General features: G+C 45.1%; 24 protein-coding genes. 10 read left to right on the plus strand and 14 right to left on the minus strand.

Features of this window, described 5'->3' with window-relative positions:
- Positions 1-29: 29 nt before the first annotated feature.
- The 7 genes from zapD to nadC all read right to left on the minus strand — a co-directional run bounded on the left by zapD (position 30) and on the right by nadC (position 6,917).
- A complete protein-coding gene (gene zapD / locus OO778_RS02965) occupies positions 30-770 on the minus strand; it encodes a cell division protein ZapD (protein WP_012841416.1) in 741 nt (246 codons plus the stop codon).
- Positions 771-797: 27 nt separating this feature from the next.
- On the minus strand, positions 798-1,412 hold the full coding sequence (gene coaE, locus OO778_RS02970; RefSeq protein WP_047008979.1) for a dephospho-CoA kinase: 615 nt from the start codon (positions 1,410-1,412) through the stop codon (positions 798-800).
- Positions 1,413-2,282 (minus strand): A24 family peptidase, encoded by an 870-nt coding sequence (locus OO778_RS02975; protein WP_258614053.1) that lies wholly within the window; start codon positions 2,280-2,282, stop codon positions 1,413-1,415.
- A gap of 64 nt (positions 2,283-2,346) precedes the next feature.
- Entirely contained in the window at positions 2,347-3,570 is a 1,224-nt protein-coding gene (locus OO778_RS02980; RefSeq protein ID WP_248381230.1) for a type II secretion system F family protein, read from the minus strand.
- A gap of 23 nt (positions 3,571-3,593) precedes the next feature.
- Positions 3,594-5,279, minus strand: coding sequence for a type IV-A pilus assembly ATPase PilB (gene pilB, locus OO778_RS02985; RefSeq protein ID WP_258614054.1), 1,686 nt, complete (start codon positions 5,277-5,279; stop codon positions 3,594-3,596).
- A gap of 2 nt (positions 5,280-5,281) precedes the next feature.
- Positions 5,282-5,767, minus strand: coding sequence for a prepilin-type N-terminal cleavage/methylation domain-containing protein (locus OO778_RS02990; RefSeq protein WP_025768185.1), 486 nt, complete (start codon positions 5,765-5,767; stop codon positions 5,282-5,284).
- 262 nt (positions 5,768-6,029) lie between these two features.
- Positions 6,030-6,917, minus strand: coding sequence for a carboxylating nicotinate-nucleotide diphosphorylase (nadC, locus tag OO778_RS02995; protein WP_258614056.1), 888 nt, complete (start codon positions 6,915-6,917; stop codon positions 6,030-6,032).
- 92 nt (positions 6,918-7,009) lie between these two features.
- Between nadC and ampD the strand changes: the two genes are divergently transcribed.
- The 5 genes from ampD to lpdA all read left to right on the plus strand — a co-directional run bounded on the left by ampD (position 7,010) and on the right by lpdA (position 15,053).
- Positions 7,010-7,561: a 1,6-anhydro-N-acetylmuramyl-L-alanine amidase AmpD gene (ampD, locus tag OO778_RS03000; protein WP_005396682.1), complete on the plus strand. Its 552-nt coding sequence runs from the start codon at positions 7,010-7,012 to the stop codon at positions 7,559-7,561.
- A 405-nt stretch (positions 7,562-7,966) separates the two neighbouring features.
- On the plus strand, positions 7,967-8,734 hold the full coding sequence (gene pdhR, locus OO778_RS03005; RefSeq protein ID WP_005396680.1) for a pyruvate dehydrogenase complex transcriptional repressor PdhR: 768 nt from the start codon (positions 7,967-7,969) through the stop codon (positions 8,732-8,734).
- Positions 8,735-8,782: 48 nt separating this feature from the next.
- Positions 8,783-11,446 (plus strand): pyruvate dehydrogenase (acetyl-transferring), homodimeric type, encoded by a 2,664-nt coding sequence (gene aceE / locus OO778_RS03010; RefSeq protein ID WP_005396679.1) that lies wholly within the window; start codon positions 8,783-8,785, stop codon positions 11,444-11,446.
- A 19-nt stretch (positions 11,447-11,465) separates the two neighbouring features.
- A complete protein-coding gene (gene aceF / locus OO778_RS03015) occupies positions 11,466-13,358 on the plus strand; it encodes a pyruvate dehydrogenase complex dihydrolipoyllysine-residue acetyltransferase (RefSeq protein ID WP_264910668.1) in 1,893 nt (630 codons plus the stop codon).
- A 267-nt stretch (positions 13,359-13,625) separates the two neighbouring features.
- Complete coding sequence (gene lpdA, locus OO778_RS03020) at positions 13,626-15,053, plus strand: dihydrolipoyl dehydrogenase (protein WP_005379993.1); 1,428 nt, start codon at positions 13,626-13,628, stop codon at positions 15,051-15,053.
- A gap of 145 nt (positions 15,054-15,198) precedes the next feature.
- Here the strand turns inward: lpdA and opaR are convergent, their stop codons facing one another.
- Complete coding sequence (gene opaR / locus OO778_RS03025) at positions 15,199-15,813, minus strand: transcriptional regulator OpaR (RefSeq protein WP_031780576.1); 615 nt, start codon at positions 15,811-15,813, stop codon at positions 15,199-15,201.
- 318 nt (positions 15,814-16,131) lie between these two features.
- Here opaR and hpt point away from each other — a divergent pair, with 318 nt between their 5' ends.
- Entirely contained in the window at positions 16,132-16,662 is a 531-nt protein-coding gene (gene hpt, locus OO778_RS03030; protein WP_264910669.1) for a hypoxanthine phosphoribosyltransferase, read from the plus strand.
- Positions 16,663-16,739: 77 nt separating this feature from the next.
- On the opposite strand, the gene can is transcribed toward hpt, so the two are convergent.
- Positions 16,740-17,408 carry a carbonate dehydratase gene (gene can, locus OO778_RS03035; protein WP_005379996.1) on the minus strand — a complete coding sequence of 223 codons (669 nt, stop codon included), beginning with the start codon at positions 17,406-17,408 and terminating at the stop codon, positions 16,740-16,742.
- Between the two features lie 277 nt (positions 17,409-17,685).
- Here can and OO778_RS03040 point away from each other — a divergent pair, with 277 nt between their 5' ends.
- The 4 genes from OO778_RS03040 (at position 17,686) to OO778_RS03055 (ending at position 22,354) form a co-directional block, all read left to right on the plus strand.
- Complete coding sequence (locus OO778_RS03040; RefSeq protein ID WP_258686233.1) at positions 17,686-19,356, plus strand: SulP family inorganic anion transporter; 1,671 nt, start codon at positions 17,686-17,688, stop codon at positions 19,354-19,356.
- A 252-nt stretch (positions 19,357-19,608) separates the two neighbouring features.
- Entirely contained in the window at positions 19,609-20,526 is a 918-nt protein-coding gene (locus tag OO778_RS03045) for an ABC transporter ATP-binding protein (protein WP_047008973.1), read from the plus strand.
- On the plus strand, positions 20,527-21,297 hold the full coding sequence (locus tag OO778_RS03050) for an ABC transporter permease (RefSeq protein WP_005396714.1): 771 nt from the start codon (positions 20,527-20,529) through the stop codon (positions 21,295-21,297). It abuts the gene before it with no gap.
- Between the two features lie 127 nt (positions 21,298-21,424).
- On the plus strand, positions 21,425-22,354 hold the full coding sequence (locus OO778_RS03055; RefSeq protein ID WP_264910670.1) for a Kdo(2)-lipid IV(A) acyltransferase: 930 nt from the start codon (positions 21,425-21,427) through the stop codon (positions 22,352-22,354).
- A gap of 55 nt (positions 22,355-22,409) precedes the next feature.
- On the opposite strand, the gene panC is transcribed toward OO778_RS03055, so the two are convergent.
- The 5 genes from panC to gluQRS form a co-directional block, all read right to left on the minus strand.
- Positions 22,410-23,315: a pantoate--beta-alanine ligase gene (panC, locus tag OO778_RS03060; protein WP_005396717.1), complete on the minus strand. Its 906-nt coding sequence runs from the start codon at positions 23,313-23,315 to the stop codon at positions 22,410-22,412.
- Between the two features lie 11 nt (positions 23,316-23,326).
- A complete protein-coding gene (gene panB / locus OO778_RS03065) occupies positions 23,327-24,121 on the minus strand; it encodes a 3-methyl-2-oxobutanoate hydroxymethyltransferase (RefSeq protein WP_005396718.1) in 795 nt (264 codons plus the stop codon).
- A gap of 24 nt (positions 24,122-24,145) precedes the next feature.
- Positions 24,146-24,631, minus strand: a complete 486-nt coding sequence (gene folK, locus OO778_RS03070; RefSeq protein WP_048625962.1) for a 2-amino-4-hydroxy-6-hydroxymethyldihydropteridine diphosphokinase — start codon at positions 24,629-24,631, stop codon at positions 24,146-24,148.
- The gene (gene pcnB / locus OO778_RS03075; RefSeq protein ID WP_046875073.1) at positions 24,628-25,995 is read right to left on the minus strand and encodes a polynucleotide adenylyltransferase PcnB; all 1,368 of its coding nucleotides are present in this window, start codon (positions 25,993-25,995) and stop codon (positions 24,628-24,630) included. Before pcnB ends, folK begins: the two co-directional genes overlap by 4 nt.
- A gap of 101 nt (positions 25,996-26,096) precedes the next feature.
- Complete coding sequence (gene gluQRS / locus OO778_RS03080) at positions 26,097-26,960, minus strand: tRNA glutamyl-Q(34) synthetase GluQRS (protein WP_170890974.1); 864 nt, start codon at positions 26,958-26,960, stop codon at positions 26,097-26,099.
- Position 26,961 lies beyond the last annotated feature (1 nt).

Genomic DNA, 26,961 nt, shown 5'->3' on the forward strand with positions numbered 1-26,961 from the left:
GCGTTGAATTTTAGATTGTGGGGTGAGTCTTAGCTGCACACAGCAAGTTCAAACTCAATATCTTGTGTGCACGCTTGACCGTTTTCAAACGACATAAACTTGATCGCAAAGCGGTTTTTATGGCCAGAAATCATAGGATAAACGCCATATTCCATTGGGATGTGAAGTCTTAGAATATTAGCTTCATCAGCGTCACTTTGGAAGAAACCCGCACGACCGATTTGAGCTTTAAAATGTCCGGTCTCTCTAGTGAGCTTTAACCATAATGAAAGCGCATCAGATAAGGGCTTTAAGCTTACTTGCCACTGCTGTGCATCATGCTTTTTACGTTCAATGGGTAGGTGAAGCCAGTAATGTAACGCTGGCAAATCAAAACAACATGAACCACCCGGCAGATTAAAGCGTTGGCGGATAGAGCTTAAGAAGCGATCTTCTTTTAGTGCTTGACCAAAACGCTCTGCACCCATCAGTTGGCTATGAACGACATCTATCTCTTGTAGTAGGGTATTTAATGCGTCTTGATCGACGCCATCAACATTTAGCCAATGGCGGTACGACAGTCGTTGTTTCTCTAGATCTTTGGCCAGTTCACTTTTCAACTGGATCTGTTCGAAGATTTCAACCATATCGAATAACGCACGGAAAAACAGTTGGTACTGGTGATTTTCGCTAAACCCAGAGGCCAAGTGAGCCTGACGCAGCAGAGACTCCACTCTTAGATAAATACGAGTTTTCTCATTTAACGGATGTTCAAATTTGTGCGTGGTCATCGACATAAGCCTTTGTGAGTTTCGTTCCTATTTTCGCAGATTTTTCTTACACATGGCTAGGTACTTTTCGTGCAAATCTGTGATTTGAAGCAAAAGATCTGGGTCACTTGGATTATTCTTAACCACATCGTCTGCAAGCGCGAGTCTTTGCTCTCTTGATGCTTGAGAGGCAAGGATAGCGCGAGCTTGTTCTTCACTCACATTGTCTCGTTTCATCGTGCGAGATATCTGTGTATTCGGTTCTACATCGACGACAAGAACTCGATCACACAAACTGTCTAGCTTGTTTTCTACGAGCAACGGCACCACAAGTAACGCATACTCTGAGGTGACTTGCTGCAAATCTTCGATCATCTTTTCACGAATTATCGGGTGCAACAGTGCGTTGAGCCATGCTTTTTCATCTGAGTTTGAAAAGATTTTCTCTCTCAGCTTTGCGCGATCTAAAGTTTGGTCTTCACGAACGATATCGTGACCAAAATGTTCAATAATCGCGTTTAGGCCGGGAGTGCCTGGCTCGACAACTTCTCTTGCTACAATGTCGGCATCGACGATATCGATTTTAAATTGTTGTTTGAACAGATTCGCGACGGTTGTTTTTCCACTAGCGATACCACCTGTTAAACCAATAACCAAAGCCATTTACACTCCTAGAACTGAAGTAAAGTACCAGTTTAAAATCTGGTCGCCCCAAATTAAGCTTATCCAACCAGCAATTGCTAAGTAAGGACCGAAAGGAAAAGCTTTTTCAATTCCCTGTTTTTGCAAGCGTAGTTGAATGATGCCAAATACGATGCCAACCACAGAAGAAAGTAGAATGATCATCGGCAGTGACTGCCAGCCCAGCCAAGCCCCTAGTGCTGCTAGTAGTTTAAAATCACCATATCCCATTCCTTCTTTACCGGTAAGTAACTTAAAGCCCCAGTAAACGGACCAGAGACATAGGTAACCAGCAATAGCACCAATGACAGAATCTTGTAGAGTAACAGGACTTATTTCGACTAATGCTAAGGCAATGCCAGCCCAAGTTAATGGTAATGTTAATTGGTCAGGTAACAACATAGTATCGAGATCGATAAATGTTGCGGCGATTAAGATAAAAGTGAAAAAGAGTAGGGCAACGGTAAAGTAACTAAAACCAAAGTGGTAAGCGACAAAGCCTGAGCAGAACGCAGTGAGCAGTTCAATCAGTGGATAGCGTGCGCTAATGGCTGTCTGACAGTTGTGGCATTTGCCTTTTAAAAGCAGCCAGCTAATCACAGGAATGTTGTCTCGAACACGTATCGGCGTTGCGCACTTCTGACAGGAGGAGCGTGGGACGCTCAAGGTCAGCACTTCTTGAGGAGGTTCTATTTTGTATTCAGGAAATGACTCGGCACATTCGCGTCGCCATTCTAGTTCCATGATTTTAGGTAGTCGATAAATAACCACATTGAGGAAGCTACCCACGATAAGACCGAAGATGGTGGCAAACACAACGAATAGCCAAGGGTAGTACTGGAATACTTCCATATTTGTCTCTTGAGCGATGAGTGAAATCAGCAAGATGCTGTTTTAAAGGAATTAACAGCTCATTCTAGCCCAATACACTCATTAAGTTAAAGATTGGCAAGTACATTGCTGTCACTAATCCGCCAACAACGATGCCTAAAAAAACGATAATTAGCGGCTCTAGGATTTTACTAAGGTTGTCGACGGTGTTGTCGACTTCAAACTCGTAGATCGTTGCAACTTTATTGAGCATGTCGTCAAGTCGACCAGATTCTTCACCGATCATAACCATTTGTAACACCAATTCAGGGAACACATTACAATTACGCATGGCAACATACATTGGCATACCTGCGGCGGTATCACGGTAAACTTCTTCTATGGCGAGTTGATAGTGTAAGTTTCCTGAGGTTTTTGATGTGGTTTTTAAACTGGTTAGAATTGGAATACCCGCTGTAAAGCTTGTGGCGAGTGTTCGACTAAATTTGGCGATAGCGGCTTTTGATAATACAGGGCCCAGAACAGGAAATTTAAGCACAGAGCGGTTGAGCATTAAGCGAAAAGAATCTGAACGCTTAGAGAGGATTCTCGCCGAGATGAATAGACTGATAGAGCCTAGTGCTATAAAGGGGCTCCAGTTTTGTGTCCAGGCGGAAAGATCCAACACTTGCCTGGTAAACCAAGGTAAGTCAGCACCAAAACCAACAAACATTTTTTCGAACTCGGGAATGACTTTGGTGAGCATGATAAACGACACGCCTAACGCTACTAGCACTACCATGGCTGGGTAAATCAGGGCTTTGATCACTTTCGCACGGAGTTGTTCATTTTTTTCTCGGTAGGTGGCTAAGCGCTCGAACACTTCCGCTAAGTTACCGGATTGCTCACCTGTGGCGATAAGGTCGGTATAGAGTGGGTCAAAGTGTTCACTTGCAGTGCGCATGGCTTTTGACATGGGCGTACCCGCTTCAACGGCGCGTGTCACGCTCATCAAAATGGATTTCATCTCTGCTTTTTTGTGGTTTTCTGATACCAATTTTAAAGCCTGAACTAAGGGGACACCGGTTATCAACATCGTCGAAATTTGCCGGGTAAACACCGTGATGTCTCTGCCTTTCACGCGATGGCTGAGTTTAGTTAGAAACGAGATATTGCTTTTCTTTAACTTCTTGATCTTGATGTGTTGTGCGTCTAGACGCTCGCGTACTTCAATTTCTGTCATCGCGAGGGTTTGTCCAGACGTCTTTTTGCCTGAACTGTTGATGCCTTTCCAGCGGAAGTTTTTAAGTTGTGGTGTAGTGCTTTTCATAGAGGTGACTGCTGATTAAAGGATTAAAAATAAAGTACGCGCTGTAGTTCACTAAAACTTGTGATCCCTTGTTTGAGTTTTTCTATGCCCGACATTTGTAACGTGCTCATACCATTTGCGATGGCGAGTTTTTCTAGTTCATGTACCGAGGCGCCTTTAATAAGCGCTTCGGAAAGAAATTCATCAAAGCGCATTACTTCATAAATCCCCGTTCGGCCGGAATAACCATGGGTACACTCATTGCATCCATCGGGATTGGCTTTAAAAATGTTGTCGCTTTCTTGAATTCCGAGATGTTGTAGCTGAACGGTAAGCTCTTGTGATTGTTTGCAGTGCGAGCACAGTTTACGGGCCAAGCGCTGGGCAATAATCAAACTAAGAGAGGAGGCCAAGTTAAAGCTTTCTACGCCCATGTTTGATAAACGAATAACCGTTTCAGCCGCAGAATTGGTATGTAAGGTTGAAAGTACTAAGTGACCGGTTTGCGATGCTTTTATGGCGATTTCCGCAGTGTTTAAGTCACGAATCTCACCGACCATTACTACATCGGGGTCTTGACGTAAGAAAGAGCGCAGGGCTTCGGCAAAACCAAAACCAATCTTAGGCTGAACTTGAACTTGGTTAATGCCCGATAAGTTAATTTCTACTGGGTCTTCTGCCGTGGAAATGTTGATTTCTGGTTTATTGAGAATACTCAGCCCAGTGTACAGAGAAACGGTTTTCCCGCTCCCAGTTGGGCCTGTCATCAGAATCATGCCTTGTGGGCGACGCAGCGCATCCAAGTACAATTGTTTTTGTTGTTCGCTATAACCAAGCTTGTCGATATCCAGTGACGCAGAGCTGCTGTCGAGCAGTCGTAATACAATTTTCTCTCCAAATAGAGTAGGCAGCGTGGATACACGCATATCAATTGCGGTGTCTTGATTCAACTTGAGCTTAATACGCCCATCTTGTGGTAAGCGCCTTTCGGCAATATCAAGCTTAGAGAGGATTTTGATACGAGCGGATAAGCGGCGACTTAAGTGGCTTGGTGGCTGCTGTGTTTCAATTAAGATGCCATCACAGCGTAGGCGAACGCGGTACATCTTTTCATAAGGCTCAAAGTGGATATCGGATGCGCCTTTGCGCACAGCGTCCAACAGAATTTGGTTTATGTAGCGGCTAACAGGAGACTCATCTTGGCTCAAGTCTTCAATGTTGTCGATTTCATCTGCGCCCACGTCAACCAGACTGGCTAACTCTTCTTGGTTGATCTCTTTTAATCCAGACTTTTCTTGCCCAAGTGCTCGGCCATATAAGCGCCGAATCGCAGCGGTCAGCTCGCGAAAATCAGCGAGAACAAGCTCTACTTGCAACCCTGTCGCAAAACGAAAGTCATCTTCCGCTTGTAAGTTAGTTGGGTCTGCAACCGCGAGTGTTAATGTGGAAGATGTGCGATTGAGTGGCAAGGCATTATGTCGAGTGATCAGATCGCGCAAGCCAAGCTTTTGGCACAGCGACGAGTACTCATACTGACTGAGTGATGTGCAGGAAAGTCCAAAGATAGAGCTAAGGTGCTCAGTCAGCTCATGTGATTGGAAAAAGCCACAACTGAGCAAAGCCTCCGGCATCGAAATGCCAGAAGCTTTAGCTTGCTCAAGTAACGATTCTTCTTGGGAAAAAGACAGTATTCCCGCTTGACGAAGAACCGTTGAGAGGTTGGTTAGCATTACTAGTTAGTTGGGCAGAAATCTGCGTGGTTACCACCAGTAGAATTACATGTTACTCCCCATACCACTCCACTGTTACTTAAAGTTGGTGTTAAACGCACTTCAAAACCGGCTGGTAATCCACCTTTGCCATCAGTAGCATCAATAGTTGCGCTGATAAATGTGTCCGTATCAACTGTTCCTAGTGTTGTTTGCAATACAGAAGAGCTTATAGCAAACTTATCGTCACCAGTTGCCTTATCAAAAGTTTGTCCGTTAGGAACCCCACCAGTACCGTCCGTACAGTCCGTTTCAGAACTTAATAGACAGACACCCACGGCGGTTTTAAATGCATTCGACGCGTGTAACATCTCACTCGCGTGAGCTCGCTTTGTATAATTTTGGTATGCAGGAATTGCAAAAGCAGCCAAAACACCAATAATCGCCACCACAATCATCAATTCGATCAGAGTAAAACCCTGTTGTTTTTTCTGTTTACTGTTTTTCATTTTTAACCCTTTCCTAAAAATTAATAATGCTCTTGCATTAGCGAAAGATTATGGAGAGTTAAGGTGGGTTGAAAATGGGGAAGGGATGGGCTCTCGAGTGAGGTAAAACTCTTTGGTGAAAAGTTGCATACCGTATGCAGAGTTTTGCGAGTAGCACTATTTTTTTAGTGGATAAAAAGAAAGGGCCTATTGGCCCTTTTTAATGATGAGTTACTCACAACTCACTGAGTTAGTTGAAGTAATTTGAGATTTGTTGCTTTTATTATTTGAAGCGCATCGAAAGATCCATCGCTTTTAAATGCTTAGTCAACGCGCCTACCGAAATGTAATCGACACCGGTTTCTGCGTATTCTGCGATGGTCTCTAGCGTAATGTTGCCTGAGTTTTCTAAAGCGGCACGACCTGCGTTAATCGCTACGGCTTCACGCATCATTTCTTTTGTGAAGTTATCTAGCATGATGATGTCGGCACCAGCGTTTATCGCTTGTTTCAACTCTTCTAAGCTTTCCGTTTCTACTTCTACCGGTTTGCCTGGGTTAAGCTCTTTCGCTTTTTGGATCGCTTGAGTGATGCCACCACAAGCAATAATGTGGTTTTCTTTAATGAGGTAAGCGTCGAACACACCGATGCGATGGTTAAAGCCACCACCGCACGTCACGGCGTATTTTAGTGCGCTACGCAGACCAGGAATGGTTTTGCGTGTGTCTAGTAGACGACACTCAGTATGCGCGATTTTTTCAGCGTACTCTGCGGTAACTGTTGCGCAGCCAGACAGCGTTTGGATGAAGTTCATTGCGTTACGCTCACCAGTCAACAAGTCACGAGCAGGGCCTGTCAGCGTGCAAAGGGTTTGGTTAGGTTCGACTTTATCGCCGTCCTTTACGTGCCATTCAATGCTGACCTTGCCACCGAGCTGTTTAAAAACTTCATCAGCCCATGCTTGACCACAGAACACACCATGCTCACGAGTAATAATCGTTGCGGTATTAACCGCATCGGCAGGGATCAAAGATGCAGTAATGTCGTTAGCTGCGTCGACACTGCCACCTAGATCTTCTTTTAAGGTATCAGTGACAGAGCGAGTGATCTCTAAAGGGAGTTGTTGTTTAAGGTATTCTAGGCGCTCTTGAATGTTGTGTGTGTTCTTCATCGCAAATCTTGTCTTGAAAGGGAGATGGCAACGGATGATACTCTCCGGTGTCAATAATTTCAGCAGTTAATTTGCAAAGTAGAGAGGTTGATATGCGCCCAATTATCGAGAATGGCTGGCTGACACAGGCAAAGCATGTTCCGTCACCATTTTTTGATGCCCGCTCTGATACAAACGACATCTCTCTACTGGTGGTACACAACATCAGTTTGCCTCCTGGGCAGTTTGGTGGACCATATATAGAGGACTTCTTCACTGGCAAGCTAGACCCAAACGCACATCCATTTTTTGAAGTTATTCACAAAATGGGCGTTTCTGCACATTGCTTGATTAAGAGAAACGGCGAGGTTGTTCAATTTGTTTCTTTTCTCGATAGAGCATGGCATGCCGGTCAATCCAGTTTCGCGGGTAGGGAGCGTTGTAATGACTATTCCATTGGTATCGAGCTTGAAGGGACAGAATTTACTGCCTACACAGAAGCGCAATATCAATCACTTGCAGAGATCACTGAGGTGATTATGCAGTCTTATCCTCAAATCACCCCGCCACGAATTACCGGTCATCAATATATTGCGCCCTTGAGAAAAAGCGATCCTGGTCTAAGCTTTGATTGGGTGAAATATAGACAGCTTATACAGCGTTGATTTGTAGCGAAAGTGTAAATTCAAAAAAGCGAAATAAATAAGGCATACGATCAGGTATGCCTTTTTTTGATACCAGAAATATTAATGATTGTTAAAAGTTAACTACATTTTTACGCTCGTATACGCCGTTTTGGTGAAGAATTAGACTGATAATTTTGTCATTTTCTGTATTTCTTTTCCAAAATTGCTAGCACGTCGACTTCCCATTTGTATGCTTTATGTAATTGGTCATACCAATTCTATTGCTGTTTTAACAGTCGATTGTTATCAGAGTGTTGGAAGTAAGCTCGTTCTATGATTTAGGTCAATTTTCGGCTGGACAGTGGCGTTTTAATTATGTTAATTTCTGCACCAACTTAAAATTGGTATTACCAATTACCTGCAAGAGTAGAAGAACAATAAATTATGGCTTATCAAAGGATTCGTCAGCCAAAACTCTCTGATGTTATAGAACAAGAGTTAGAAAGGTTGATAGTGGAAGGAACATTGTCTCCGGGGCAACAACTGCCTCCAGAGCGTGAACTGGCAAGACAGTTCGATGTGTCTCGTCCTTCAGTCCGAGAAGCCATTCAACGCTTAGAAGCGAAGCGTTTGTTAACTCGTCGCCAAGGTGGCGGAACATTCGTAAGTGAGAATATCTGGAAGAGCTTTTCAGATCCCTTGTTGAATTTGTTGTCTAGTCATTCTGAAACCCAGCTTGATGTGCTTGAGTCTCGTCATGCAATGGAAGGAATTTCAGCTTACTTTGCAGCTTTACGTGGTACCGAAGAAGATTTTGCGCGTATTCAAGGTTGCCTTGAGCGCATTAGCCAAGAGCAAGCAAACAACGATATCGAAGCTGAATCTGCGGAAGTGATGCAATTTTTGATCGCTTTGACAGAAGCCGCGCACAACGTGGTTTTGTTGCACATTGTTCGAAGCTTAGCACCTTTGCTTGAGCAAAATATTCTACAAAATTTTAAATTACTACGTCGCCGCCCAGAAGCGGTCGAGAAAGTCAGTAAACACCGAGCCAATATCGTGGATGCGATTGTTTCTGGTCAGCCTGAAAAGGCGCGAGAAATGTCCCACTCGCACTTGGCTTACATCGAAGAAACATTGTTGGATTTGACTCGAGAAGAGTCTCGACGAGAGCGTTCTCTGCGTCGAATTCAGCAGGGTAACGACTCGTAAGAGCGTTACTTAAATAAGTAGATCCAACCAACAGAAGGATAGATCGCCATGTCTGATATGAAGCATGACGTAGATGCACTGGAAACTCAAGAATGGCTACAAGCGCTTGAGTCAGTTGTACGTGAAGAAGGTCTAGAGCGTGCTCAATTCCTATTAGAGCAAGTTCTAGACAAAGCACGTCTAGACGGTGTTGATATGCCAACAGGTATCACAACTAACTACATCAACACGATTCCTGCAGACCAAGAACCAGCATACCCAGGTGACACAACACTTGAGCGTCGTATTCGCTCAATTATTCGTTGGAACGCTATCATGATCGTTCTACGTGCATCTAAGAAAGACCTAGAGCTAGGCGGCCACATGGCGTCTTTCCAGTCTTCTGCTGCGTTCTACGAAACATGTTTCAACCACTTCTTCCGTGCGCCAAACGAGAAGGACGGTGGCGACCTAGTTTACTACCAAGGTCACATTTCACCAGGTATCTACTCACGTGCATTCGTTGAAGGTCGTCTAACTGAAGAGCAGCTAGACAACTTCCGTCAAGAAGTAGACGGCAAAGGTATTCCTTCATACCCGCACCCTAAACTGATGCCTGAATTCTGGCAGTTCCCGACAGTATCGATGGGCCTAGGTCCAATCGCTTCTATCTACCAAGCTCGTTTCCTTAAGTACCTAGAAGGCCGTGGTCTTAAAGATACTTCAGAGCAGCGCGTTTACGCGTTCCTAGGTGACGGTGAGATGGATGAGCCAGAATCACGTGGTGCTATCTCTTTCGCTGCGCGTGAGAAGCTAGACAACCTATGTTTCCTAATCAACTGTAACCTACAGCGTCTAGATGGCCCTGTAATGGGTAACGGTAAGATCATTCAAGAACTTGAAGGTCTGTTCAAAGGTGCTGGTTGGAACGTAGTGAAGGTAATCTGGGGTAACAACTGGGATTCACTACTAGCTAAAGATACTTCTGGTAAGCTTCTACAGCTTATGAACGAAACGATCGATGGCGACTACCAAACATTCAAATCTAAAGATGGCGCGTACGTACGTGAGCACTTCTTTGGTAAATACCCAGAGACAGCGGCACTTGTTGCTGACATGACTGATGACGAAATCTTCGCACTTAAGCGTGGTGGTCACGAGTCTTCTAAGCTATACGCGGCATACAAAAACGCGGCAGAAACTAAAGGTCGTCCAACAGTAATCCTAGCTAAGACTGTTAAAGGTTACGGCATGGGTGAAGCGGCTGAAGGTAAGAACATCGCGCACCAAGTTAAGAAGATGGACATGACTCACGTACTACATCTACGTGATCGTCTAGGTCTTCAAGACATCCTAACTGACGAAGCTGTGAAAGAACTTCCGTACCTGAAACTTGAAGAAGGTTCAAAAGAGTACGAATACCTACACGCTCGTCGTAAAGCGCTACACGGCTACACACCACAGCGTCTACCAAAATTCACTCAAGAATTCATCGTTCCTGAGCTAGAAGAATTCAAGCCACTACTAGAAGAACAGAAGCGTGATATCTCTTCTACTATGGCATTCGTACGTGCACTGAACGTTCTACTTAAGAACAAGAACATTGGTAAGAACATCGTTCCTATCATTGCTGACGAAGCGCGTACATTCGGTATGGAAGGTCTGTTCCGTCAAATCGGTATCTACAACCCGCACGGCCAAACTTACACACCAGAAGATCGTGGCGTTGTTTCTTACTACAAAGAAGCGACTTCAGGTCAGGTTCTACAAGAAGGTATCAACGAGCTAGGTGCTATGTCTTCATGGGTTGCTGCTGCGACTTCATACTCGACAAACGACCTACCAATGATTCCGTTCTACATCTACTACTCAATGTTCGGCTTCCAACGTGTTGGCGACATGGCGTGGATGGCTGGTGACCAACAAGCACGTGGTTTCCTACTAGGTGCAACTGCGGGTCGTACAACGTTGAACGGTGAAGGTCTACAGCACGAAGACGGTCACTCGCACATTTTGGCGGGTACGGTTCCTAACTGTATTTCTTACGACCCAACATTCGCGTACGAAGTAGCAGTAATCATGCAAGACGGTATCCGTCGCATGTACGGTCCAGAACAAGAAAACGTGTTCTACTACCTAACGCTAATGAACGAAAACTACGCAATGCCAGCAATGCCAGAAGGCGCTGAAGAAGGCATCCGTAAAGGTATCTACAAGCTAGAAACTTACACGGGAGACAAAGCGAAAGTTCAGCTAATGAGCTCTGGTACTATCATGAATGAAGTACGTAAAGCAGCTCAAATCCTAAGCGAAGATTACGGTGTTGCTTCTGATGTTTACTCTGTAACGTCATTCAACGAACTAACTCGTGATGGTCAAGATGCAGAGCGTTTCAACATGCTTCACCCAGAAGCGGAAGCAAAAGTACCTTACATCCAAACAGTAATGGGTACTGAGCCTGCTATCGCAGCAACTGACTACATGAAGAACTACGCAGAGCAGGTTCGTGCATACATTCCTGCTGAGTCTTTCAAAGTTCTTGGTACTGATGGCTTCGGTCGTTCAGACAGCCGTGAAAACCTACGTCGTCACTTCGAAGTGAACGCAGGTTACGTAGTAGTAGCAGCGCTAACTGAACTAGCGAAACGTGGCGAAGTTGAGAAATCTGTAGTTGCAGAAGCAATTAAGAAATTCGACATCGACACAGAGAAAACAAACCCGCTATACGCTTAATTAAGAAGGTAGATAAGAAATGGCAATCGAAATTAATGTACCAGACATCGGTGCGGATGAGGTTGAAGTTACTGAGATTCTTGTAAGCGTTGGCGACAAGGTTGAAGAAGAGCAGTCTCTGATCACAGTTGAAGGCGATAAAGCTTCTATGGAAGTTCCTGCTTCTCAAGCGGGTATCGTTAAAGAAATCAAAGTTGCAGAAGGCGACAAGGTTTCTACTGGTTCTCTAATCATGATTTTCGAAGCCGAGGGTGCAGCTGACGCTGCACCTGCTCCTGCGGCAGAAGCAGCTCCAGCAGCAGCTCCAGCAGCAGCGGCAGCGGCAGAACTAAAAGAAGTTCACGTACCAGACATCGGTGGTGATGAAGTTGAAGTTACTGAAATCATGGTTGCCGTTGGCGACAGCATCGAAGAAGAGCAATCTCTTCTAACTGTTGAAGGCGACAAAGCTTCTATGGAAGTTCCGGCGCCATTCGCAGGTACTCTAAAAGAGATCAAAGTTGCAGCAGGCGATAAAGTATCGACTGGCTCACTTATCATGGTGTTCGAAACAGCAGGTTCAGGTGCTCCAGCAGCACCAGTGGCAACTGAAGCTCCTGCGGCAGCAGCTCCAGCAGCGTCTGCGGCAAAAGAAGTGAACGTTCCAGATATCGGCGGCGATGAAGTTGAAGTTACTGAGATCATGGTTGCAGTTGGCGACACAGTGGAAGAAGAGCAATCTCTAATCACTGTTGAAGGTGACAAAGCTTCTATGGAAGTTCCTGCACCATTCGCTGGTACAGTGAAAGAAATCAAGATTGCAGCTGGCGACAAAGTGTCTACTGGCTCACTAATCATGGTATTCGAAGTGGCGGGCGCAGCTCCAGCTCCTGCAGCAGCTCCAGCTCAAGCGGCAGCACCTGCAGCGCCAGCTCCTAAAGCAGAAGCTTCAGCGGCAGCAGCTCCAGCAGCGACTGGCGATTTCAAAGAAAACGATGAGTACGCTCACGCGTCTCCAGTTGTTCGTCGTCTAGCGCGTGAATTTGGCGTTAATCTTTCTAAGGTTAAAGGTTCTGGTCGTAAGAGCCGTATCCTAAAAGAAGACGTTCAAGCTTACGTGAAAGATGCACTTAAGCGTCTTGAGTCTGGCGCAGGTGCAGCAGCATCTGGCAAAGGCGACGGCGCGGCTCTTGGTCTACTACCATGGCCAAAAGTGGACTTCAGCAAGTTTGGTGAGACAGAAGTTCAACCGCTATCTCGCATTAAGAAGATCTCTGGTGCAAACCTACACCGTAACTGGGTAATGATCCCGCACGTTACACAGTGGGATAACGCAGACATCACGGCTCTTGAAGCATTCCGTAAAGAGCAAAACGCGATTGAAGCGAAGAAAGACACTGGCATGAAGATCACGCCACTTGTGTTCATCATGAAAGCGGTAGCTAAAGCGCTTGAAGCGTTCCCAGCGTTCAACTCTTCTCTATCAGAAGACGGTGAGAGCCTAATTCTGAAGAAATACGTGAATGTTGGTATCGCGGTAGATACACCAAACGGTCTTGTTGTTCCGGTATTTAAAGACGTGAACAAGAAAGGCATCTACGAGCTATCTGAAGAGCTAATGGCTGTTTCTAAGAAAGCACGTGCAGGTAAGCTAACTGCTGCTGACATGCAAGGTGGCTGTTTCACTATCTCTAGCCTAGGCGGTATCGGCGGTACGGCGTTTACTCCAATCGTAAACGCGCCAGAAGTTGGTATCCTAGGTGTGTCTAAGTCAGAAATGAAACCGGTATGGAACGGTAAAGAGTTCGAACCGCGTCTACAACTTCCACTATCTCTATCATACGACCACCGTGTGATCGATGGTGCTGAAGGTGCGCGCTTCATCACTTACCTAAACTCATGTCTATCTGACATTCGTCGTCTAGTTCTGTAATAGAAATTAGATGAATGAGAGGCGGCAACTTAGCCGCCTCTGCTAATCATAATTACCGACAATTTGGTTATCAGCCTTGCTTCGTTCAGGGTTTTCACAATCGAATTGTTGTCTAGCTCACAGGCTAAATTGATTTACTTTTCACACCATTAACATCTCTGTAAACTGTTAGCGGTCTGAAAATAACTGTTTAAAACAAATCTCTCTTAAACATAAAAAATCGATACCCACTCAGCCTGTTAGGGATAATGACTACAAGAGGTCAAAATGAGCAAAGAAATTAAAGCCCAAGTTGTTGTACTTGGTTCTGGTCCTGCTGGTTACTCCGCTGCATTCCGTTGTGCGGACTTAGGTCTTGAAACTGTACTAGTTGAACGTTACAGCACGCTTGGCGGTGTATGTCTGAACGTGGGTTGTATCCCATCAAAAGCACTGCTTCACGTTTCTAAAGTAATTGAGGAAGCGAAAGCGATGGCTGACCACGGCGTTGTGTTCGGTGAGCCTCAAACAGACATCAGCAAAATCCGCATCTGGAAAGAAAAAGTTGTTAACCAACTAACTGGCGGCCTAAGCGGCATGGCTAAGATGCGTAACGTTACAGTAGTTAACGGTTACGGTAAGTTCACTGGCCCTAACTCTATCCTTGTAGAAGGCGAAGGTGAGCCAACAGTTGTTAACTTTGACAATGCAATCGTTGCGGCTGGTTCTCGTCCAATCAAACTGCCATTTATCCCGCATGAAGACCCACGTATTTGGGACTCTACTGACGCTCTTGAACTAAAAGAAGTGCCAGAAAAACTGCTTATCATGGGTGGTGGTATCATCGGTCTAGAAATGGGTACGGTTTACCACTCTCTAGGTTCTAAAGTTGAAGTTGTTGAAATGTTTGACCAGGTAATTCCTGCAGCAGACAAAGATATCGTGAAAGTATTTACTAAGCGTATCAAAGACAAGTTCAAGCTAATGCTAGAAACGAAAGTAACAGCAGTTGAAGCAAAAGAAGACGGTATCTACGTTTCAATGGAAGGCAAGAAAGCGCCAGCTGAAGCTGAGCGTTACGATGCGGTTCTAGTTGCTATCGGTCGTGTACCAAATGGTAAGCTGATCGACGGTGAAAAAGCGGGTCTAGAAATTGACGAGCGTGGCTTCATCAACGTTGATAAGCAAATGCGTACTAACGTTCCTCACATCTTCGCGATCGGTGATATCGTTGGTCAACCAATGCTTGCTCACAAAGGTGTGCATGAAGGTCACGTAGCTGCTGAAGTTATCTCTGGTAAGAAGCACTACTTCGACCCTAAAGTTATCCCTTCAATTGCGTACACTGAGCCAGAAGTAGCTTGGGTTGGTAAGACTGAAAAAGAAGCGAAAGAAGAAGGCATCAAGTACGAAGTGGCAACATTCCCTTGGGCAGCATCAGGTCGTGCAATCGCATCTGACTGTGCAGACGGTATGACTAAGCTAATCTTCGACAAAGAAACTCATCGCGTAATCGGTGGTGCTATCGTTGGTACTAACGGTGGTGAACTACTTGGTGAAATCGGCCTTGCAATTGAGATGGGCTGTGATGCAGAAGATATCGCTCTGACTATCCACGCTCACCCAACTCTACACGAGTCTGTAGGTCTAGCTGCTGAAGTATTTGAAGGTTCAATCACTGACCTGCCAAACAAAAAAGCAGTTAAGAAGAAGTAAGCTTTTTCTGACTGAATGATAGAAACCGCTGCATTGCAGCGGTTTTTTATGCTTGTTAGGTAGGAATATAAATCGTGTGCTCAGCTGACAGCAGACAATAAAAAGCCCACCAAAAGGTGGGCTGGTATATATTGCGAGTTAAGCTTTAGTGTTCACGGTTGTAAATGCAAAGCATGTCTAAGTATGAACTAACAAGGTGCTTAAGTTCCGCTTCACTTTTTGCACGGTTCGCTTGGACAAACAGTGAGTAACAAATACCGTGGAACAAGTTTGCCAAGTGTTCTGAATCGTGCTGGTCACATACTTCGCCACGTTCAATTGCTTTAATGAACATGTTTTGTACCAGCAACTGGTTAGTACGGTTAGTTGAAACAAACAATGGCCATACTTCATCACGTGTTGAAGCGCTCCACTCGAACCAAACTTTTAGCCAGTGACAATCTTGGCTGACAAGCTCGATCATCGCATTAGTAATATTGGCGATGTTTTCACGCGCGTGTAAGTCTAAGTCAATGTTATCCGATAGGAAGTTCGAGAACTGACGTACGACGTGGTTGAGTACTTCATCCACCAAGTCTTCACGAGTCGGGAAGTAGTTAAAAACGGTCGCCACAGAAACTTGAGCAATTTCTGCGATATCTGCATGACCACCACGACCGATGCCGCGGCGCGCAAACACTTCCAATGCGATTTCCATTAACTGTTGCTTACGCTTAATCGGGGAAAGCCTAGTTCTAGGTCTCTTTGCAATTGAGTCCATATCCATTTTCCTTGCCATTTGAGTTGATATTGGGGGTAACCCCCTAATTGATTATTTTAATAGTTGCTTAAAGCAGTGATGAGTGTAATGGTGCATATCAACAAGGTCAACATCTGTAGAACAATTTATATACAGTAATGTCATTATTATTGATAAAATTAGCTATGAACTTTATAAAACTAAGACCTTCTTCCAAGATTTTTTGGCAACAGGATGTGACTTTCAACCCAATGAACGTGGTGATACACTACACGCCGTAAGATTAGGTGATCGTTTGCGTGCGACTTACCTCAACCCACAAATTAGATTGAGCACAGTATGAAACATACAATAGAAGTCATGATTTCTGAGCAAGAAGTTCGGGAACGAGTTCGTGAATTAGGCAAACAAATTACAGAGCGTTATCAAGGTAGTGAAGATCTTGTGTTGGTAGGCTTATTGCGTGGCTCATTTGTATTTATGGCAGACTTGGCACGTGCTATCGAACTGACTCACCAAGTTGATTTTATGACAGCGTCAAGCTATGGCAACACAATGGAAAGTTCACGTGACGTTCGTATCTTGAAAGATTTGGATGATGATATCAAAGGCAAAGACATTTTGCTTGTTGAAGACATCATTGATACAGGTAACACACTAAATAAAATCCGTGAGATCTTATCGCTGCGTGAGCCGAAGTCTATCGCGATTTGTACGCTCCTAGATAAACCATCTCGTCGTGAAGTGAATGTTCCTGTGGATTGGATTGGTTTCGAAATCCCAGATGAGTTTGTCGTTGGTGTGGGTATTGATTACGCGCAGAAATACCGCCACTTACCATACATCGGTAAAGTTGTACCTCAAGAATAATCATTGAGAGCAGCATTAAAAATATAAAAAAACGCCCATCTCAGATGGGCGTTTTTTGTTCAACTTTTAGATGTGGCTTAGCGACAAAGCAGCTTGTTGTCTGTATTTAGAATCGTCGAAAGGGCTTTCTGATAAGACGCTTCTACGGTTTCCTTAGAGTTAGAACGAATGCCTAAGTACTCTAAACGACCATCTTCAATTCCGTATACCACGCCATGAATTTCAACATCTTGCCCACGCTCCCAAGCGTTTTGCAGGATGGTTGAGTTACCCAAGTTGTACACTTGCTCTGCGACATTAAGCTCGCCTAGTTTATCTGCTCGATCTTGCTGCGGCATTTGATCTAGGTAAGTGCGGTGTTTGAAATAGATATCTCTGATATGTAACAGCCAATTATTAATAAGACCTAGCTTAGGGTTATCAATGGCAGCGTTTACGCCACCACAGCCATAGTGTCCACAGACAATGATGTGCTTAACCTTAAGAACGTCTACGGCGTATTGAACGACGGACAGACAGTTGAGATCAGTATGGATGACTTGGTTTGCAACATTCCGATGAACGAATAGTTCACCCGAGTATAGTCCGGTTAGTCGCTCGGCAGGGACACGGCTATCAGAACAGCCAATCCAAAGAAAATCGGGCTTTTGACCCTCTGCGAGTTTTGCGAAGTATTCAGGTCGATCAGATTTGATCTCTTGAGACCATTTTGAATTGTTTTCAAATAACTGTTTAATTTCCGGCATCTTGCAAACTACTTCCCTTAAAAGACAAAAGCGCTGCCGCTTATATGAACATGCAAGCGATCAGTGTTGTAACTATACACAATGTTACAATTTCGATCCCGTTAAATATTCGTCAGACAGGACTCATCTGACTAGTTTTCATCAATAAAAACGTAAAATTAGGCCTAATTATTTGTGGTGTGAATTTAGCCTTAATCTATTTATGGTTTAAATTTTCGCCTGGCTCGTTAAAGTAATGACATTTTACTTTTTAAAATTGAATGCAGGGAAATCAGCAGTGTTCGGTAGTCGTTTTGAAGATATTAATTTCAAAGGGGATGTATTTGGCGGGGTAACCACGGCGATTATCTCTCTTCCTTTGGCGTTAGCGTTCGGTGTTGCATCCGGTGCAGGGGCAGAAGCAGGCCTCTGGGGCGCAATAATGGTCGGTTTGTTTGCTTCGTTGTTTGGTGGTTCTAATACGTTAATATCAGAACCAACAGGGCCAATGACGGTAATCATGACCGCTGTGTTAACCAGTATGATGGCGAAGTATCCAGAAACGGGCATGGCCATGACCTTCACGGTTGTTATGATGGCTGGCGCGTTCCAAATCCTATTAGGGACGTTAAAACTGGGTAAATACGTTACCTTGATGCCTTATAGCGTGATTTCGGGCTTTATGTCAGGGATTGGCGTGATTCTTATCATTTTGCAGCTATCACCTTTGATGGGGCATGCTGCTCCTTCTGGAGGAGTGCTCGGAACATTATCTGCTTTGTCGGAGACCATTTCTAACCTTAAGTTCAGTGAACTGTTTTTAGGTCTACTAACTTTGGGTATTCTCTTTTTCTTCCCTAAGCAGTATCGAAAATATGTACCAGCGCAACTCGTGGCGTTGGTTGCGGTGACTTTGTTGTCTGTGATGCTCTTCGATACGGAAGATATTCGTCGTATCGGTGAAATCCCGGCAGGATTGCCTTCTCTCGTTGCGCCTCATATTGATCCAGATATGTTTGTTGAGATGGTTATTGATGCGTTGGTGCTCGGCACCTTAGGTTGTATCGATACTTTGTTGACGGCGGTTATCGGTGACTCCTTGACTCGTAAAGAGCACGACTCAGACAAAGAACTGCGAGGCCAAGGTCTTGCCAACATGATCTCAGGCTTGTTCGGTGCACTACCTGGCGCGGGCGCAACGATGGGCACGGTGACTAACATTCAAGTTGGGGCTCGTTCGCCATTGTCCGGTGTGATTCGTGCACTTATGCTTGCATTGGTCGTATTGGTTGCTGGTGGATTAACGGAGCCGATCCCAATGGCTGTGTTGGCTGGCATTGCAGTATATGTCGGCTTTAACATTTTGGATTGGAGTTTTATTCAACGAGCACACAAGGTTAGCTTTTCCGGAATGGCGGTAATGTATGGCGTTATGTTGCTCACAGTGTTTGTTGATCTTATCGTTGCCGTGGGCTTGGGCGTCTTTATTTCCAACATTATTATCATTGAGCGTCTGAGCCGAGAACAGGCGAGGCAAGTGAAAGCGATCAGTGACGCGGATGAAGACGATGTGCCGCTAACTGACAGCGAGCGTGGCTTGCTTGATCGCGCCAATGGCAAAGTACTGTTCTTTTATCTTTCGGGTCCAATGATCTTCAGTGTTTCTAAGGCAATTTCACGCCAGCACTCCAGTATTTCGGATTATGATGTGATGATTCTCGATCTTACCGATGTACCTATGATTGATGTCACCGTCGGTTTAGCGTTAGAAAACGCGATTAAAGATGCGCTTGATGCTAATTGTGCCGTGTATTTGTTGTGTCCAAATGAGCGCACGCGAGAACAGCTAGAAAAGTTCCACGTCATTGATCTTGTCCCAAATGACAATATGTACCAATTCCGTTATGAAGCATTAAATGCGGCGGTAGCTCATGTCGAGGCGGACCAGTATCAGCGTATAACGGCGTAATCACTCTGATCGTTAAAAACGCAACAGCGCTCTGTTGCGTTTTTTATTCCCTAACTTTTCCTTACTTGTAGATAACCTTTACGTTGATAGGGACTATATTTCCAATATTATCGAAAGGTTTAATTGTAATCATCGTTATTCAACGATAAACTGATGGACCTCCAGTACAATACCCAAGGCGATTTCGTAGTAAACCGCTGATAAACATCGAGTCGGTATTAGTAATCACAAACAAACGGCAATCACGACCTTATGTACGCATTAGAAATTGAACAGCTGCGCAAGACGTATGCAGGTGGCTTTGAGGCGTTAAAAGGTATTAGTCTCCAAGTGAAAAAGGGTGACTTCTACGCGCTTCTAGGTCCCAATGGTGCAGGAAAATCGACCACGATCGGCATCATCTCTTCCTTAGTGAACAAAACTTCTGGGACGACGAAAGTTTTCGGTTATGACATTGATACCGACCTTGAGTTGGCCAAACAGAATTTAGGCTTGGTGCCACAAGAGTTCAACTTCAATCAGTTTGAAACTGTTGAACAAATCGTGATGCAGCAAGCGGGCTATTACGGTGTGTCTAAAGTATTAGCCAAAGAACGAGCTGAAAAGTACCTGAAAAAACTCGATTTATGGGAAAAACGTAAAGAGCGTGCCCGTAATTTATCTGGCGGGATGAAGCGCCGTTTGATGATCGCCCGAGCTTTGATGCACGAGCCGCAGTTGCTCATTTTGGATGAACCAACGGCTGGGGTGGACATTGAACTACGCCGCTCAATGTGGGAATTTCTGAAAGAGATCAACCAAGAGCAAGGGATTACGATTATTTTGACGACGCACTACCTAGAAGAAGCGGAGATGCTGTGTCGAAATATCGGCATTATTAACCGAGGTGAGTTGATCGAAAACACCACCATGAAGGCGTTGCTAGGTAAGTTAAGCGTCGAGACATTTATCCTAGACATTGAATCTGAAGGCGAGGTGCCTGAGCTTGAAGGCGTCAATCGACAAAGTATTGTTGATGGCTCTTTAGAGATAGAGCTAGATAAAAGCCAAGGATTGAACTCAGTGTTCAGTCAGTTAACAGAGCATGGTATTAGAGTTCTTTCAATGCGTAACAAAGCCAACCGACTGGAAGAGTTGTTTGTTAGCATTGTAAGAGAAGGGAGTAAGTAAATGTACGGTTTATATTGGACGGCATTTCGTAGCTTGCTGAGCAAAGAGATCACCCGTTTTACGCGTATTTGGGTGCAAACTTTAGTTCCGCCTGCAATCACAATGACACTGTATTTCATCATTTTCGGTAATCTTATTGGCTCTCGAATCGGTGAGATGAGCGGCTTTAGCTACATGGAGTACATAGTTCCAGGTTTGATCATGATGTCGGTTATCACCAATTCATACTCGAATGTGGCGTCTTCGTTCTTTAGTGCAAAGCTACAGAAGAACATTGAAGAGCTGCTGGTGGCACCGGTGCCAAATTACGTGATTATTGCTGGATACGTAATGGGCGGTGTGACTCGAGGTTTGTTAGTAGGCGCTATTGTTACCTGTGTGTCTCTATTGTTTGTGGATCTGCAAGTTGAACACTGGGGCATTATTGTTGCGACCGTCTTCATGACATCCGTTGTATTTGCTCTAGGCGGGTTGATCAATGCGGTCTATGCAAAAACGTTTGATGATATTTCGATCATTCCTACATTTGTGTTGACCCCGTTAACCTACTTGGGTGGTGTTTTTTATTCCATCAGCTTACTGCCTGAATTTTGGCAAGGTGTCTCTAAGATTAACCCAATCGTCTACATGGTGAATGCGTTCCGTTATGGTTTTTTAGGCGTATCGGATGTGGGTATTGTCACCTCATTCAGTGTGCTTGCGGTGTTTGTGATAGCGCTGTATGCCGTTGCTCATTACTTAGTAACGAAAGGTATTGGGCTAAGAAGCTAAGACTCTCCCACACAACAAAGAGCAGCGAATCATGCTGCTCTTTGGCATGCATAACAATACACTCCCATACAATCTTTCGGTTTTTATCATGTTAGGTTTCAATCATTTGTAATAAATGAGTGATCCTATGAATATTGTCCCGCCGCCGCCTTTCTCCTATCAGTTACTTAAGCCCAAGTATTGGCCTGTTTGGCTAGCATTTGGCTCTCTAGCGGTCATTGTAAATCTACTCCCTTACGTGGTGTTGAAAGTTTTAGGTAGAGGCATCGGTTGTATTGCGATGCATGTAATGAAGCGCCGACACAAGATCGCTCTGCGTAATCTCCAGCTGTGTTTCCCTGATTTTACGGATTGGCAATGTAAGGACGTAGTACGAAAAAACTTTCAATATACGGGAATGGCGATCATCGAAACGGGCATAGCGTGGTTTTGGCCAGACTGGCGGATTTGTCGGATAACCTCTACTGTTGGAAAAGATCGTTTACTCGCTGAGGAAAAGAATGGCCGTGGTGTGTTGGTGGTGTGCAGTCACCATTTAAACTTGGAGATAACCGCTCGTATTTTTAGCCAGTTTGCCAAAGGTTATGGCGTTTATCGCCCAAATTCGAATCCTGCTTATGAGTTTATTCAACATCGAGGTCGAACTCGTTTTGGGCATCAAATGATTGATCGAAAAGACGTGAAATCAATGCTCAAAGTTCTGAAAAATGGTCATCGACTTTGGTATTTGCCCGACCATGATTATGGCGTCAGCCATTCTGTTTTTGCGCCGTTCTTTGCTGTTGAACAAGCCGCGAGTACCATGGGCTCTAGTGTGCTTATAGACGCAACAAAGTGCGCGGTCATATCTGGCGTCACAGTGAGCAAGAATCACCATTACACGTTATATATTGGGAAAGATATCAGTGAGCGTTTCGAGAGGCGTAATGCGATTAAAGCGGCAAGTATCTTGAACCAAGAGCTTGAGAAAATGATAAAACGTGATATTCCAGCGTGGATGTGGCTGCACAAGCGGTTTAAAACACGCCCTGAAGGGTTAGATTGCGTCTATACGTAGAAAATAAAAAAGGTCGACTAAGAGTCGACCTTTTTACGTCTTGATGGCTCAGAGCTTACTCTGCGCTCTCTGAGTTTGTATTACTAGACTCTGCTTCTTCCTTCGCTTCGACAACCATATCTACCGTTTGGTTATCGATAAGACGCGCTTTGCCTAAGAACGCAGACATCAGAATGACGGCTTGTGTCGTTTCTGGCGTGATCACTTGTAAAGTACGAGCATCACGAATGAAGATCTCATCAGGGTGCAAACCTGCAGCTCGAAGTTGGTCGCTCGCATCTTCGATGATCGATGCGTAGTCATCACGGCCGCCACGAATGGCACTGCTGATCCAACGCATTGTACGAGCAAGTACTGGCGCACGCTGGCGCTCATCCAGCGTGAGTAAGCCATTGCGAGAGCTCATAGCTAACCCGTCCATTTCACGTACGGTTGGTACACCAATGATTTCAATGTCCATCGCAAGATCGACAACCATCTTGCGGATAACCGCAAGTTGTTGAAAATCTTTCTCACCAAAACAGGCCACATCTGGCTGAACGATGTTAAATAGCTTGTTTACGATGGTTGTGACGCCACGGAAATGACCAGGGCGTGAAGCCCCTTCTAAAATAGTCGATAGACCCGGAACATCAACAAACGTTTGTTTATCAAGCCCTTCAGGATAGATAACTTCTGGTGTTGGCGTAAATACCACATCGACCCCTTCAGAGGTCAACTTGCTTAAGTCTTCCTCTAGCGTACGTGGGTAATTATTTAAATCGTCTGCACGATCAAACTGCATCGGGTTAACAAAGATGCTTACGACAACGATATCAGCGTATTCGCGTGCTTTACGCACTAAAGTTAAGTGACCTTCGTGAAGGTTGCCCATGGTTGGGACAAACGCAATTTTACGACCTTCACGTTTAAAGGTTTTAAGGTGTTCACGAACTGCTGAGATTTCCGCAAAAGTTTGCATGCATTTATCCTCTAGGCAATGGTATGAGCGTCGTCTGGGAATACACCGTTGGCTACATCTTCAATATATTTAGCAACGGCTTTGCGCATATCACCTGTTTCAGCAAGAAAGTTTTTGGAGAATTTCGGCATGTAGTTGGCAGAGATACCGAACATATCATGCATCACGAGAATTTGACCATCTGTCACGTTACCAGCTCCAATACCGATAACAGGCACGTCGAGCACTTGCGTAATACGCTCAGCAAGCTCAGCAGGCACGCACTCTAGTAAGACGATTTGAGCGCCTGCTTCTTGCAGTGCTAAGGCATCTTTCACCATGCGGTCCGCTTTTTCTTGATCGCGACCTTGAACTTTGTAACCACCAAAAATATTCACGGCTTGAGGAGTTAAACCAAGGTGAGCACAAACTGGAACCGAGCGTTCAGTGAGCATTTTTACAGTGTCGACTAGCCAGTCACCACCTTCAATTTTCACCATATTGGCACCAGCACGCATCAGTGTAGCCGCATTTTCGCAAGCTTGCTCTGGCGTGGTGTAGCTCATGAATGGCATGTCAGCCATCAACAAACAATTTGGGCTACCTGCGCGTACGCAACGAGTATGGTAAGCGATATCATCGACCGTTACTGGCAGAGTATCGTTGTGACCTTGCAAAACCATACCTAGAGAATCACCAACAAGAAGTACTGGCATTTCTTGGCTTTCAAACAGTTGGGCAAAGCTCGCATCATAAGCGGTTGAAGTAGCAAATTTACGACCTTCTTGCTTCCACTTGATTAGGTCGTTGATGGTCATTTTTTTCATGGTTTTATCCTTACTAGGAGTTGGCTATGACTGCCAGATACTGAGGCCGTTTCTATCTACTTGTTCCAGTAGTTCAGAGACCTCGGTCCCATCGGGGAGTTGTAAACTTGGTGCAATTTCCGCAAGAGGGTAGAGTACGAATTCACGCTCTTTCATTCCATAATGAGGAACGATCAGCCTCTCGGAATTAATCACCTCATTGCCATAAAGCACAATGTCGAGGTCCAAGGTTCTTGGTCCCCAACGTTCGTCTTTACGGACACGCCCTTGTTCTTGCTCAATGGCTTGGGTGCAATCGAGCAACTCAAGAGGCGTCAAACTGGTGTTAATCGACACAACCGCATTGATGTAATCCGGTTGGTTTTGTGGTCCCATTGGCGTGCTGCTGTATAGCGAAGAAGCCTGAACAAACTCTGATTTAGGCAGCGTTTTTAACGCTTCAATCGCTTGCTTCGCTTGGCTGACAGGATCAGCCAAGTTACTGCCTACCGCAATGTACGCTGTGATCATGACTTAGGCTTACTCTTTTTCTTGCGATAGGTTTTACGGCGGCGCTGACCACTCTTCGGTGATTGACCGTCTAGGTCGGCAGCCATTGCTTGACGCATTTCTCGGCCTGCATTTTGAAAAGTTTCCCACCACTTGGCAAGCTTCTGAGTGTCACCACCTTCAATTTCACCGCGCATTTCAAGAAAATCAAAGCCAGCTCTAAATTTATTGAGCTCCATCAGGCGGAATGCACGTTTACCGTTGCGTCGTGGAAGACGAAGCTGTAACTGCCAAATCTCGCGAATGGTTGCGGTGTGGCGTCTTGGAATGGCAATTGTACGAACTTGTTCATCAAGAATGATGTTACTCGCTTCCATAATAGCGTCGTAATGGCCTAGGTTGCGCTCTTCCATCAGCTCATCGGCTTTCGCACACAGTGGGTACCACAGCATTGCAGCAAACATAAATGCTGGATTGATGCGTTTCCCATCTTCGATGCGCATGTCGGTAGAATCTAGGACAAGATCCAACATTTGCTCAGTGTGAGAGGAGTAATCTTCTGTAAAGTGCGCTGCAATCGTCGGGAAGAGCTGTTGGAATAAGTTGTACTCACGCAGTAGGTGGTAGGTTTCTAAGCCATGACCGGATTGCAATAACTTGAGTGACTCTTCAAAAAGACGCGCTGACGGAATGTCACCGAGCAACGGTGCCATGTGTTCGATTGGTGCCGCGGTGTCTTCTTCAATATCAAAGTCCAGCTTTACCGCGAAGCGAACCGCACGCAACATACGTACTGGATCTTCACGGTAGCGTGTTTCTGGATCGCCAATCAGTCGAATTAGGCGATCTTCTAAATCTTCAATACCACGTGCGTAGTCGTGAATCGAGTAGTCTGCGATGTTGTAGTACATCGAGTTAATCGTGAAATCACGGCGCTCAGCATCTTCATCGATGGTGCCGTAGACATTGTCACGCAGCAGCATTCCTTCTTTCGATTGCTGAGAGATGCTCTTATTCTTTTGCTCTTGGTGGTGACCGCGGAATGTCGCTACTTCAATGATATCTCGGCCAAACATAATATGAGCCAAGCGGAAGCGGCGACCAATCAAACGGCAGTTACGAAATAGCTGTTTGATCTGTTCCGGCGTTGCGTTGGTCGCAATGTCAAAATCTTTTGGTTTCTGTCCAAGCAGTAAGTCTCGAACCCCGCCACCCACAAGAAAAGCATCGAAACCAGCACCATTTAGGCGGTACAGTACCTTCAGTGCATTATCACTGATCTGCTTACGCGAAATGTTGTGCTCTTCACGAGTTATTACATTGAGAGCGAGCTCTGGAATAGTGGCAGGTTCGCTTGGTGTATAGTCGTTTGTATTCATGTGCATCTGGCAATAACTGGGTTTAGTCCAATCTTGCTTTGGTTAGTTTTTGCGCCTCTAGGGCCTAATTTGCGGCTAATGATAGCCTACACAATGCCATTTGAGAATCACGGTGTGATCTCGATCTCTGTTGGAAGCTGTTCCAAGCGCCAGTTTTCGCAGCCCCAACGAAGAATCTCTTCTATGTTGGCCGCTTTTATGGCTTCCGGTATCTCGAAGCCCAAAAATGTCATGGCACGTAATAGAGTAGGCTTTGGTGTCTCTATATCAATAGCCGTCGCGTGATTTTGTTTCGACAGTTTATTGCCGTTGTTGTCCATCGCCAATGGTAAATGCAAGTAGCTTACTTCAGGCTGCCCAAGTATCTGGTACAGACTGATTTGACGCCCTGTTGGCTCGATTAAGTCTGCACCACGCACGACTTCGGTGACGCCTTGGTCGATGTCGTCCAATACTACCGCAAGATTATAAGCAAATAATCCATCTCGACGTTTAATAATGAAATCTTCATTAACGAGTTGCTCTGGAATCTTAATTGTTCCACGCTTCTGATCGAAGAAATGAGCGACAGGCTTGGTCATTTTTAGGCGAATCGCGCCGTCTTTCAAGTTTTTATCGCGGCAAGTGCCAGGATAAAACCCGCCATGCTCTTTAATTTGCTTTCGAGTACATTGGCAATAATAGGCCTCACCATTTTCGAGCCATGTGTTTATTTGGGCTTGGTAAAGGTTATGACGTTCACTCTGGTATACCACCTCTCCATCCCAATGCAGCTGGTAGGCTTTGAGCGCATCTAGGATAAGTTGCGCCGCACCTGGCATTTCTCTTGGTGGGTCCAAGTCCTCAATACGTACTAACCAGGTTCCGTTGTGTGCTTTCGCTTGAAAATAGCTGCCAAGAGCGGCAATCAGTGAACCAAAATGTAAAGGACCAGAAGGAGATGGGGCGAATCGACCTACATAGCGTGTCATG

Source organism: Vibrio sp. STUT-A16, assembly GCF_026000495.1.
In the GTDB taxonomy this organism is placed as follows: domain Bacteria; phylum Pseudomonadota; class Gammaproteobacteria; order Enterobacterales; family Vibrionaceae; genus Vibrio; species Vibrio diabolicus.